General features: G+C 74.5%; 13 protein-coding genes. 10 read left to right on the forward strand and 3 right to left on the reverse strand.

Translation table 11 applies throughout. The annotated features are described in order from the left end of the window. The first annotated feature begins 8 nt into the window (after positions 1 to 8). The 5 genes from pnuC to ACFW6A_RS35285 are packed head-to-tail and all read left to right on the forward strand — an operon-like array spanning position 9 to position 4,284. Positions 9 to 662, forward strand: coding sequence for a nicotinamide riboside transporter PnuC (gene pnuC / locus ACFW6A_RS35265; RefSeq protein ID WP_386645683.1), 654 nt, complete (start codon positions 9 to 11; stop codon positions 660 to 662). Then, the gene (locus ACFW6A_RS35270) at positions 659 to 1,741 is read left to right on the forward strand and encodes an AAA family ATPase (RefSeq protein ID WP_351853335.1); all 1,083 of its coding nucleotides are present in this window, start codon (positions 659 to 661) and stop codon (positions 1,739 to 1,741) included. The genes pnuC and ACFW6A_RS35270 overlap by 4 nt, the downstream gene beginning before the upstream one ends. Continuing rightward, on the forward strand, positions 1,738 to 2,478 hold the full coding sequence (locus ACFW6A_RS35275; RefSeq protein ID WP_351853331.1) for an NUDIX domain-containing protein: 741 nt from the start codon (positions 1,738 to 1,740) through the stop codon (positions 2,476 to 2,478). The genes ACFW6A_RS35270 and ACFW6A_RS35275 overlap by 4 nt, the downstream gene beginning before the upstream one ends. Beyond that, positions 2,475 to 3,488 carry an ADP-ribosylglycohydrolase family protein gene (locus ACFW6A_RS35280; protein WP_351853329.1) on the forward strand — a complete coding sequence of 338 codons (1,014 nt, stop codon included), beginning with the start codon at positions 2,475 to 2,477 and terminating at the stop codon, positions 3,486 to 3,488. The genes ACFW6A_RS35275 and ACFW6A_RS35280 overlap by 4 nt, the downstream gene beginning before the upstream one ends. A gap of 25 nt (positions 3,489 to 3,513) precedes the next feature. Beyond that, on the forward strand, positions 3,514 to 4,284 hold the full coding sequence (locus tag ACFW6A_RS35285) for a DNA polymerase beta superfamily protein (protein WP_351853326.1): 771 nt from the start codon (positions 3,514 to 3,516) through the stop codon (positions 4,282 to 4,284). Here ACFW6A_RS35285 and ACFW6A_RS35290 read toward each other — a convergent pair. Genes ACFW6A_RS35290 through ACFW6A_RS35300 form a run of 3 tightly spaced genes read right to left on the reverse strand, consistent with a single transcriptional unit; the run spans position 4,264 to position 5,849 of the window. Beyond that, entirely contained in the window at positions 4,264 to 4,959 is a 696-nt protein-coding gene (locus tag ACFW6A_RS35290; RefSeq protein ID WP_351853325.1) for a DNA polymerase beta superfamily protein, read from the reverse strand. The two genes, ACFW6A_RS35285 and ACFW6A_RS35290, sit on opposite strands and share 21 nt — an antisense overlap. Before the next feature lie 10 nt (positions 4,960 to 4,969). After that, positions 4,970 to 5,458 carry a Rieske (2Fe-2S) protein gene (locus ACFW6A_RS35295; RefSeq protein WP_351853322.1) on the reverse strand — a complete coding sequence of 163 codons (489 nt, stop codon included), beginning with the start codon at positions 5,456 to 5,458 and terminating at the stop codon, positions 4,970 to 4,972. Positions 5,459 to 5,513: 55 nt separating this feature from the next. Next, positions 5,514 to 5,849: a DUF952 domain-containing protein gene (locus ACFW6A_RS35300; protein ID WP_351853319.1), complete on the reverse strand. Its 336-nt coding sequence runs from the start codon at positions 5,847 to 5,849 to the stop codon at positions 5,514 to 5,516. Positions 5,850 to 5,961: 112 nt separating this feature from the next. On the opposite strand from ACFW6A_RS35300, the gene ACFW6A_RS35305 reads away from it, so the two are divergent. The 5 genes from ACFW6A_RS35305 (at position 5,962) to der (ending at position 10,582) form a co-directional block, all read left to right on the forward strand. After that, entirely contained in the window at positions 5,962 to 6,405 is a 444-nt protein-coding gene (locus ACFW6A_RS35305) for a YidB family protein (protein WP_351853317.1), read from the forward strand. A gap of 119 nt (positions 6,406 to 6,524) precedes the next feature. Further along, entirely contained in the window at positions 6,525 to 7,613 is a 1,089-nt protein-coding gene (locus ACFW6A_RS35310; RefSeq protein WP_351853315.1) for a prephenate dehydrogenase, read from the forward strand. Between the two features lie 129 nt (positions 7,614 to 7,742). Then, positions 7,743 to 8,417: a (d)CMP kinase gene (gene cmk, locus ACFW6A_RS35315; RefSeq protein WP_351853312.1), complete on the forward strand. Its 675-nt coding sequence runs from the start codon at positions 7,743 to 7,745 to the stop codon at positions 8,415 to 8,417. Next, positions 8,372 to 9,058, forward strand: a complete 687-nt coding sequence (locus ACFW6A_RS35320; protein WP_386478866.1) for a lysophospholipid acyltransferase family protein — start codon at positions 8,372 to 8,374, stop codon at positions 9,056 to 9,058. Before cmk ends, ACFW6A_RS35320 begins: the two co-directional genes overlap by 46 nt. 75 nt (positions 9,059 to 9,133) lie before the next feature. Next, positions 9,134 to 10,582: a ribosome biogenesis GTPase Der gene (gene der, locus ACFW6A_RS35325; protein WP_351853308.1), complete on the forward strand. Its 1,449-nt coding sequence runs from the start codon at positions 9,134 to 9,136 to the stop codon at positions 10,580 to 10,582. Positions 10,583 to 10,722 lie beyond the last annotated feature (140 nt).

The raw sequence follows: 10,722 nt of genomic DNA on the forward strand, positions 1-10,722 counted from the left end.
AGGCGGGCGTGAGCCTCGCGGACGTACTCGAACCCCTCCAGCGGCCCCTCTTCACGCTGCTGGACACCCCGATCAGCTGGACCGAGGTCCTCGGCTTCGGCAGCGGCGCCCTCTGCGTCTGGCTCGTCGCCCGGCAGCACCTCGCCAACTGGCCGGTCGGCATCGCCAACAACCTCTTCTTCGTGCTCCTCTTCACCCAGGCCGGCCTCTACGCCGACGCCGGCCTCCAGATCCTCTTCATCGCCCTCGCCGCCTACGGCTGGTGGACCTGGACCCACGGGGGTGGACCAGGCTCCGCCGGGGCCCTCCCGGTGCGGCGCACCACCCGCACCGAGTGGACCTGGCTGCTCGCGGCGGGGGCGGTGGGGACCCTCGCCCTCACCCTCCTCCTCGACCGGGCCACCGACTCCACCGTCCCCTTCTGGGACGCCCTCACCACCGGCCTCTCCCTCATGGCCACCTACGGCCAGTGCCGCAAGCGCCTGGAGTCCTGGTGGCTGTGGATCGCCGCCGACGTGGTCTACGTCCCCCTGTACGCGCACAAGGGCCTCTACCTGACCTCGCTGCTGTACGTCGGCTTCATGGCCCTCTGCGTGGCCGGCCTGCGCGGCTGGAGCCGCGACCTCGCCGCCGCCCGCCGCCCGCTGGAGGCGACCGCGTGAACACCCGCCACGGCCACGGCCTCGTCCTCGGCAAGTTCTATCCGCCGCACGCCGGCCACCACCACCTCGTCCGCACCGCCCTCGCCGCCTGCGAGCGCGTCACCGTCCTCGTCTGCGCCTCCTCCGTCGAGTCCGTGCCACTGGAGGACCGGGTCGCCTGGATGCGGGAGGTCCACCCCGACGCCCTCGTCGTCGGGGCCGTCGACGACATCCCCGTCGACCTCACCGACCCCGCCGTCTGGGACGCCCACATGGCGGTCTTCCGGGCCGCCGTCCCCGAACCCGTCGACGCCGTCTTCACCTCGGAACCGTACGGCGACGAGCTCGCCCGCCGCTTCGGCGCCGCGTCCGTCCTCGTCGACCCCGGACGCACCGCCTTCCCCGTCTCCGGCACCGCCGTCCGCGCCGACCCCGCCGGCTGCTGGGACTTCCTCGCCGCGCCCGTCCGGGCCGCCCTCACCCGCAGGGTCGTCGTCCTCGGCGCCGAGTCCACCGGCACCACCACCATGGCGCTCGCCCTCGCCGACCACTACCGGCGGCGCGGCGGGGTCTGGGCGCGCACCCGGTACGTCCCCGAGTACGGCCGCGAGTACAGCGAGCTCAAGCTCGCCGAACTCCGGGCCGTGCGCCCCGGCGCCGACTGGTCCGAGGTCGCCTTCCACACGGCCGACTTCCCCGTCATCGCCCAGCGCCAGGCCGAGCTGGAGGAGGAGGCCGCCCGCGACGGCTCGCCCGTCCTCTTCTGCGACACCGACGCCTTCGCCACCACCATCTGGCACGAGCGGTACCTGGGCACCACCAGCGCCGCCACCGGCGAGATCGCCGCCCGCGGCCGGCAGCACCTGTGGCTCCTCACCGACCACCGGGGCGTCGGCTTCGAGGACGACGGGCTGCGCGACGGCGAGCACCTCCGACCCTGGATGACCGCCCGCTTCCTCGCCCAGCTCGCCCACACCGGCCGCCGCACCGTCGTCCTCACCGGCCCCCACGAGGAGCGCCTCGCCACCGCCGTCGCCGCCGTCGACGCGCTCCTCGCCGAGGGCCCGCACCTCGCCGACCCCCTCCCGGAACGCCGATGAACAGCACCCCGCCCCGCCCCGAGGGGTACGACCCCCGGGCCTTCGAGCCCTTCGCCGTCACCGTCGACCTCGCCGTCCTCACCGTCCGCGCCGGCCGGCTCCACGCCCTCCTCGTCCAGCGGGGCCAGGAGCCGTACGCGGGCGCCTGGGCGCTCCCCGGCGGCTTCGTGCTGCCCCGCGAGTCCGCCGGCACCGCCGCCCGCCGCGAACTCGCCGAGGAGACCGGACTGCCCGAGGCCACCGTCGCGGGGCTCCACCTCGAACAGCTCCGCACCTACACCGAACCGGACCGCGACCCGAGGATGCGGGTCGTCTCCGTCGCGTACACCGCCCTCGTCCCCGACCTGCCCGAACCGCGCGGCGGCGGCGACGCGGCGGAGGCCCGCTGGCTGCCCTACGACGAGGTCCCGCCGCTCGCCTTCGACCACGACCTGATCCTCGCCGACGCCCGCGGGCGCGTCGGCGCCAAGCTGGAGTACACCTGCCTCGCCACCGCCTTCTGCCCGCCCGAGTTCACCCTCGGCGAGCTGCGGGAGGTCTACGAGACGGTCTGGGGCGTCCCGCTGGACCGCCCCAACTTCCGGCGCAAGGTCCTCACCACCCCCGGCTTCGTCGAGCCGGTCGAAGGACCGCCGCGCCTCACCGGCGGACGGGGGAAACCGGCCGCCCTCTACCGGGCGGGGACGGCCACCGCCCTCCACCCGCCGCTGCTCCGACCGGAAGGACGATCCGCATGAACAAGCAGGCCGCCACGGGAACGCTGATGGGGCTGGCGCTGGGGGACGCGCTGGGCTTCCCGACCGAGTTCAACGACGTGCCCGCGATCCTCGCGAAGTGCGGGCCCTGGCGGGAGATGGAGCTGCCGGTGACGCGGGGCACCGCGTACGTCACCGACGACACCCAGATGACCCTCGCCCTCGCCCGGGGCCTCCGGACCGCCGTGGATAGCGGCCCGCTCACCCCGCACCGGCTCACCCGGCCCGTCCGCGACGAGTACGTCGACTGGTACCACTCCCCGGAGAACAACCGCGCCCCCGGCAACACCTGCCTGCTCGCCTGCCGGCTCCTCGACAGCGACCGCCGCTGGCAGGACGCCAGCCAGATCGGCTCCAAGGGCTGCGGCGCCAACATGCGCGTCGCCCCCATCGGACTCGTCCCCGGGCTGAGCGAGGAGCAGCGGGCCGGCGCCGCCCAGCTCCAGGCCGCGCTCACCCACGGGCACCCCACCGGGCTCGCCGCCTCCGACCTGACCGCGCGGGCCGTGTGGCTGCTCGCCCGGGGGGTCGACCCGGCCGGGCTCGTCGGGCAGCTGCGCTCGTACGCGTACGAGAACCGCGACCGGTACCACGAGCGGTGGCTCGGCGACCTGTGGACCCGCTCGCAGGACCCGGACGCCCTCCACTTCGTGCGGCGCGGCTGGGACGAGTGCCTGGCCGTCCTCGAACGGCTCGACTCCGTGCAGCGCACCGCCGACCCGGAGCTCGACCCCTGCACGTACACGGGCGACGGCTGGATCGCGGAGGAGGCGCTCGCCACCGGGCTGCTCTGCTTCCTGCTCTTCCCCGGCGAGCCGCTGACCGCCCTGCGACGGGCCGCCTGCACCCGCGGCGACTCCGACTCGATCGCCGCCCTCGCCGGCGCCTTCGCCGGCGCCCACCTGGGCGCGGACGCCTGGCCGGCCGAGTGGACCGAGCGGATCGAGCACCGCGACGAGCTGCGGGAGCTGGGGGCCCTCTGGGACGCGTGAGCGGATTCTGGGAGGCTCCGGTCCCATGACGCTCACCATCGAGGCCCACGAGGCCGACCTGACCGCCGTCGTCGCCGAGGAACCGGACCCCCTCCTCTTCGCCACGGTCTCCGGCGCCCACCTGTACGGCTTTCCGTCCCGCGACTCCGACGTGGACCTGCGGGGAGTCCACCTGCTCCCCGCCGAGGCCCTGGTCGGGCTCCGGGAGCCCGAGGAGACCCGGGACCGGACGTGGGAGCGGGACGGCGTCGAGATGGACCTCGTCACGCACGACCTGCGGAAGTTCGCCCGGCTGATGCTGCGCCGCAACGGCTACGTCCTGGAGCAGCTCACCTCGCCGCTGGTCGTGCGCACCACCCCGGTCCACGCCGAGCTGCTGGCCCTCGTGCCCGGGGTGCTCACCCCCCACCACGCCCACCACTACCGGGGCTTCGCCGCCACCCAGTGGCGGCTCTTCGAGAAGGGCGGCGAACTCAAGCCGCTGCTCTACACCTACCGGGCGCTGCTCACCGGCATCCACCTGATGCGCTCCGGCGAGGTCCAGGCCCATCTGCCGACCCTCGTGGCGGAGGTGCCGGAGGCCCCGGCCCGGATCCCCGGCCTGGTCGCCGCGAAGACGGAGGCCGAGCATGGCGCCGCCGGGCTCGTGCCGGAGGACGTACGGGCCGAGGTGGAGGCCCTGCACGGCCTCCTCGACGCGGCCCGGCAGGCCTCGCACCTCCCGGACGCGGTCCGTGCCGGGGACGCCCTCCACGACCTGGTCGTACGGGCCCGGCTAGAGCGCCTGGAGGGCTGAGGCGCGGCGCGCGCGGACCAGGAGGTCCTGCACGCGCGCGTGGTCGGGGGCGGCGGGCAGCGGGCTGGTGTCGAGGGCGGTGTCGGCCTCGTCCTGGAGGCGGTTCATCCGGCTCTCGACCTCGGGCCACGGGACCTCGCCGCGCTTGACGGCGAGCAGCCGCTCCCGGTCCCCGCCCACGTCGATCCGCAGCTCGCCGGTGCGCAGCAGGTCCCGGCAGCTGCCCAGCAGGCGCAGCAGGTGCATGGCGTGCTTCCAGCGCGGATGCCCGTACTGGCGGACGTCCGCCTCCAGCTTGCGGCGCTGGCCGGCGGCGTACCGCACGAAGGTGCCGTGGGCCTGCCGGGAGAGGAAGGCGCCGCGCAGGGCGAGGAGTTCGTCGCCCCACACGGTGGTGCGGGTGACCAGGGGGGAGTGGAGGCACTCCAGGACGTTCGGGTTGTTGCGGAGGGCCAGCTCGCAGAAGCGTTCCAGCTCCCAGCTGAACTGTTCCGGGGCCGGGCCCTCCACGTGCGCCGGGGGCTTGTCGAAGCGCCAGAAGAGCGGTGTCGGGGCGAGGTAGACGCCCCGCACGTCGGTGTCGCTGTCCTCGGTGGCCAGGCCGAAGGCGCGCGAGCCCATCACACAGGCGTAGACGGTGTGCTCGCGCACCAGCGCCTCGGGGGACGTGTCCATGACGGCCAGGCTACGCGAGGGTGATCGTCTCCCCGGAGACGGTGATCTCCTCGGCGGGCAGCGGCCGCGGCGCGGGCCCGGCCTTCACCGCCCCGTCGGTGACGCTGAACTTCGAGCCGTGGCAGGGGCAGTCGATCGTGCCGTCCGCGACCTTGTTCACCGTGCACCCCTGGTGGGTGCAGATCGCCGAGAACGCCTTGAACTCGCCCTTCACCGGCTGGGTGACGACCACCTTGCGGTCCGCGAAGACGGTGCCGCCGCCCACCGGGATCTCCGAGGTGCTCGCGAGCGGGGTGCCGCCGGCCGTTCCCGGCGCGGAGGCCGGCGCCGAGGTCGCCGTGCCGGTCGGTTCGGCGGAGGCCGGGGCGCTCGACTCCGTGCCGCCGTCGCCGCCCCCGCCGTCGTCCGAACCGCAGGCGGTGGTCGTCGCGGCGGTCGCCGTGGTCAGGGCCGCCGCGGCGAGCAGGACCGTCCTGCGGGGTGTCGTCCGTGAAGTCATGCGGCCCAGCTTCCCGTCGTCCGCGCCGCCGCCCCCGCAACACGCCGGGCCCGGCCTACACCCGGGGCGCCAACTCCCTCGCACGGCCGTCCGCGTCCCGCCGCACCTCCAGGACGGCGCTCACCGCGGCCCGCTCGACCGGCCCGTACACGTGCGGGAAGAGCCGGTCCCCCGAACCCTCCCAGCGGACCTCCCCGGAGAGCAGCGACTCGTCGAGGACCAGCACGAGCAGCGGGCCCGGCACGTCCCGGTAGTGGGCGTCGGCGACCGCCAGCGCGGACCGCTCGTCCTGCGAGCAGTGCACGAAGCCCTCCGCGGCGAGCGACGGCGGGGCGTAGGGACGGCCGGGGTCCGCGGACCACGCGTCCAGCGGTACGACATGGAGGAGCATCCGCCCTTTCTACCCGCCGGCGCGGACGGCGCCCACACCGGGTGGCGGAATGCCCCGCCATGGGTGAGATTGAGGCGATCGGGGGCTGTTCACCGGACGAAAGGCAGAACCCATGGCGGGCAACGATCTCGGCTCCCTCCTCGGCTCCCTCCTCGGCGGGGGAGGAGCCCAGGGCGGCGGAGGCGCCGGCGGCATCCTCGGCTCCCTGCTCGGCGCGCTCGCGGGCGGAGGCCGGGACGGCGGCGCGGGAGGCGGAGCCGGCGGGCAGAACCCGCTCGGCGGGCTCCTCGACATGCTGACCAGGTCCGGCCTCGCCGACCAGGCCCAGTCCTGGATCGGCACCGGCGACAACAAGCCCGTCGACGGCGCCCAGATCGCCGAGGCCCTCCCCGACGAGACCCTCCGGAAGGTCGCCCAGGACGCCGGCGTCACCCCGCAGCAGGCCGCCGACGAGATCGCGCAGTCGCTGCCGCGGGCCGTCGACAGGCTGACCCCGGACGGAACGCTGCCGCAGGGCGGATCGCTGGAGGACATCATCCGCGCGCAGAAGCTCTGAGCGTCCGCCCGCCGCCGTGCGCCCGCCCCGCGTCTCGCAGGACGGGCGCACGCGCGTGCGCCCCCGGCGGCTGACTAGGCTGGGGCCTTACCGCCCCGCGCCCCCAAGGACGTCCCCCCGTGAGAACAGCGCTCGTCATCGGAACCGGACTGATCGGCACCTCCGCCGCACTCGCCCTCGCCGGCCGGGGCGTCACGGTCCACCTGCGCGACCACGATCCGGCGAGCGCCCGGACCGCCGCGTCGCTCGGCGCGGGCACCGACACGGAGCCCGAGGGCCCGGTGGACCTCGCGATCGTCGCCGTGCCGCCGGCGCACGTCGCCGCCACCCTCGCCGACGCGATGCGCGCGGGAGCCGCCCGCGCCTACCTCGACGTCGCCAGCGTCAAGGGCGGTCCGCGGCGGGAGCTGGAGGCGCGGGGCCTCGACCTCACCCCGTACATCGGCACCCACCCCATGTCCGGCAAGGAGCGCTCGGGCCCGCTCGCGGCCACCGCCGACCTCTTCGAGGGCCGGCCCTGGGTGCTCACCCCGACCCGGGACACCGACACCGAGGTCCTCAACCTCGCGCTGGAGCTCGTCGCCTTCTGCCGGGCCGTGCCCGTCGTCATGGACGCCGACGCCCACGACCGCGCGGTCGCCCTCGTCTCGCACACCCCGCAGCTCGTCTCCTCGCTGGTCGCGGCACGCCTGGAGGAGGCGGAGGAGTCGGCCGTGCGGCTCTGCGGGCAGGGGATACGGGACGTCACGCGGATCGCCGCGTCCGACCCGCGCATGTGGATCGAGATCCTCTCCGCCAACCCCGGGCCCGTCGCCGACGTCCTCGCCGGCGTCGCCGAGGACCTCGACGAGACGGTCCGGGCGCTGCGGTCGCTGCAGTCGCCGGACGAGGAGCGGCGGCGGGACGGTGCGGCCGGGGTCGAGGACGTGCTGCGGCGCGGGAACGCGGGGCGGGCGCGGGTGCCCGGCAAGCACGGGGCGGCACCCGCCGCCTACGAGACCGTCGCCGTCCTCATCAGCGACAAGCCCGGCGAGCTGGCGCGGATCTTCGCGGACGCCGGGCGGGCCGGGGTGAACATCGAGGACGTGCGCATCGAGCACGCGACGGGACAGCAGGCGGGACTCGTCCAGCTCATGGTCGACCCCAAGGCCGCGCCCGCCCTCTCCCACGCCCTCCAGTCCCAGGGCTGGTCCCTCCGCACCCCCTGACCCCCCGCGGGCGGGGCGGGGCCCGGGTGCGGGGGCGGAGGGCGAGGGCCGGGCGGGGGACTCGGTAACCTTGTAGGGGTTCCGGGCTGCCGCCGGAGCCGCCACCCACCCCAGGAAGGCCCCTCCACCGTGGAATCCGTGATCGTCGCCATCGACGGCCCCTCCGGCACGGGCAAGTCGAGCACCTCGAAGGCGGTCGCCGCCAAGCTGGGGCTGAACTACCTGGACACCGGGGCCCAGTACCGCGCGATCACCTGGTGGATGATCGGCAACGGGGTCGACGTGACCGACGCCGACGCGGTGGCGAACGCCGCCGGCAAGCCCGTCATCGTCTCGGGCACCGACCCGTCCCGCCCGACGATCACCGTCGACGGCGTCGACGCCTCCGGTCCGATCCGGACCGAGGAGGTCACCTCCCGGGTCAGCGCGGTCAGCGCCGTCCCCGAGGTCCGCGCGCTGATCACCGACCTCCAGCGCCGCATCGCCCGCGAGGCCGAGCGCGGCATCGTCGTCGAGGGCCGGGACATCGGCACGACCGTCCTCCCCGACGCCGACCTCAAGATCTTCCTCACCGCCTCGCCCGAGGCCCGCGCCGCCCGCCGCTCCGGCGAGCTGAAGGGCGCCGACGTGCGGGCCACCCAGGAGGCCCTGGTCAAGCGGGACGCGGCGGACTCCAGCCGCAAGACCTCCCCGCTCGCCAAGGCCGGGGACGCGGTCGAGGTCGACACGACCGAGCTCACCCTCGACCAGGTCGTCGAGTGCGTCGTCACCCTCGTCGAGGAGAAGCGGGCGGCCGCGAAGTGACCCAGCCCTCCGCGAAGGGCGCCGCCGTCGGCCGCCGCATCGGCATAGGGCTGATGTACGGCTTCTGGAAGCCGCGCGTCCTCGGCGCCTGGCGGGTACCGGCCTCCGGTCCCGTCATCCTCGCCGTCAACCACGCGCACAACATCGACGGCCCCATGCTCATGGGCACCGCCCCGCGCCCCGTGCACTTCCTCATCAAGAAGGAGGCGTTCGTCGGGCCGCTGGGGAACTTCCTGGAGGGCATCGGCCAGCTCAAGGTCGACCGGGACTCCACCGACCGCGGGGCGATCGGCAACGCGCTCGGCGTGCTGGAGCGGGGCGGGGTCCTCGGGATCTTCCCCGAGGGCACCCGGGGCGAGGGCGACTTCGCCTCGCTCCGCGCCGGCCTCGCCTACTTCGCCGTCCGCTCCGGCGCCCCGATCGTGCCGGTCGCGGTGCTGGGCAGCACCGAGCGGCCCGGCCGGCTGGTGAAGGGGCTGCCCGCCCTCCGCAGCCGGGTGGACGTCGTCTTCGGGGACGCCTTCGAGGCCGGGGACGGCAGCGGGCGGCGTACCCGCAAGGCGCTGGACGAGGCCACGCTCCGCATCCAGGAGCACCTCACCGACCACCTGAAAAACGCCAGGCGCCTCACCGGGCGCTGAGCGACACTCTCAGTAGTGGGCCCACGGCTCCGGCCACCGGGACCACCGACCACGAATGATCAAGGAACGGACTTCATGAACGACCAGCACGACCACGGGGCACTTGGCGACGCCGAGTACGCGGAGTTCATGGAGCTCGCCGCGGAAGAGGGCTTCGACATCGAGGACGTCGAGGAGGCGATCGAGGAGGCCGGCCACGGCCCGCTCCCCGTCCTCGCCGTCGTCGGCCGCCCGAACGTCGGCAAGTCGACCCTGGTGAACCGCATCATCGGCCGCCGCGAGGCGGTCGTCGAGGACAAGCCGGGCGTCACCCGCGACCGCGTCACCTACGAGGCCGAGTGGGCGGGCCGCCGCTTCAAGGTCGTCGACACCGGCGGCTGGGAGCAGGACGTCCTCGGCATCGACGCCTCCGTCGCCACCCAGGCGGAGTACGCGATCGAGGCCGCCGACGCGGTCGTCTTCGTCGTGGACGCGGTCGTCGGAGCCACCGACACCGACGAGGCCGTCGTCCGGCTGCTCCGCCGCGCCGGCAAGCCCGTCGTCCTCGCCGCCAACAAGGTCGACGGCCAGTCCGGCGAGGCCGACGCGGCCATGCTGTGGTCCCTCGGCCTCGGCGAGCCGTTCCCGGTCTCCGCCCTGCACGGCCGCGGCACCGGCGACCTCCTCGACGAGGTCCTGAAGGCGCTGCCCGAGGCCCCCGAGCAGACCTTCGGCCAGGCCGTCGGCGGTCCCCGCCGCATCGCCCTCATCGGCCGCCCGAACGTCGGCAAGTCCTCCCTGCTCAACAAGGTGGCCGGCGAGGACCGCGTGGTCGTCAACGAGCTGGCCGGCACCACCCGCGACCCGGTCGACGAGCTGATCCAGCTCGGCGGCCGCACCTGGAAGTTCGTCGACACCGCCGGCATCCGCAAGAAGGTCCACCTCCAGGCCGGCGCCGACTACTACGCCTCCCTCCGCACGGCCGCCGCCGTCGAGAAGGCCGAGGTCGCGGTCATCCTCATCGACACCACCGACCAGATCTCGGTGCAGGACCAGCGGATCATCACGATGGCCGTCGAGTCCGGCCGCGCCATCGTCATCGCGTACAACAAGTGGGACGAGCTCGACGAGGAGCGCCGCTACTACCTGGAGCGCGAGATCGAGACCGAGATGCAGCAGGTCTCCTGGGCGCCCCGGGTCAACGTCTCCGCCAAGACCGGCCGCCACATGGAGAAGCTGGTCCCGGCGATCGAGACCGCCCTCGCCGGCTGGGAGACCCGCGTCCCCACCGGCCGGCTCAACGCCTTCCTCGGCGAGCTGGTCGCGGCCCACCCGCACCCGGTGCGCGGCGGCAAGCAGCCCCGCATCCTCTTCGGCACCCAGGCCGGCACCAAGCCCCCGCGCTTCGTGCTCTTCGCCTCCGGCTTCCTGGAGGCCGGCTACCGCCGCTTCATCGAGCGCCGGCTGCGCGAGGAGTTCGGCTTCGAGGGGACTCCGATCCACATCTCGGTCCGCGTCCGCGAGAAGCGCGGCAAGAAGAAGTGACCCGCGCGGGGCAGGCCCCGCGCCCGGGAACGGCCGAGGGCCGGAGTCGTGTCGACACGACTCCGGCCCCCGGGTGGTATTAAAAAAATAAGGGGGCCGAGGTAAGGTGGGGGTTGTTATAGGTGGGGGGCGGGGGATTT

Origin of the sequence: Streptomyces sp. NPDC058758, assembly GCF_042746075.1 — a bacterium.
Lineage (GTDB): Bacteria > Actinomycetota > Actinomycetes > Streptomycetales > Streptomycetaceae > Streptomyces.

Coding starts and splice junctions, on each gene's coding strand:
- ACFW6A_RS35300 (WP_351853319.1), bottom strand. CDS start 5,849: ATGCTCCTCCATGTCGTACCGCTGGACGCGTGGTCCGCGGACCCCGGC.
- ACFW6A_RS35305 (WP_351853317.1), top strand. CDS start 5,962: ATGGCGGGCAACGATCTCGGCTCCCTCCTCGGCTCCCTCCTCGGCGGG.
- ACFW6A_RS35275 (WP_351853331.1), top strand. CDS start 1,738: ATGAACAGCACCCCGCCCCGCCCCGAGGGGTACGACCCCCGGGCCTTC.
- der (WP_351853308.1), top strand. CDS start 9,134: ATGAACGACCAGCACGACCACGGGGCACTTGGCGACGCCGAGTACGCG.
- ACFW6A_RS35295 (WP_351853322.1), bottom strand. CDS start 5,458: ATGACTTCACGGACGACACCCCGCAGGACGGTCCTGCTCGCCGCGGCG.
- ACFW6A_RS35290 (WP_351853325.1), bottom strand. CDS start 4,959: ATGGACACGTCCCCCGAGGCGCTGGTGCGCGAGCACACCGTCTACGCC.
- ACFW6A_RS35285 (WP_351853326.1), top strand. CDS start 3,514: ATGACGCTCACCATCGAGGCCCACGAGGCCGACCTGACCGCCGTCGTC.
- ACFW6A_RS35280 (WP_351853329.1), top strand. CDS start 2,475: ATGAACAAGCAGGCCGCCACGGGAACGCTGATGGGGCTGGCGCTGGGG.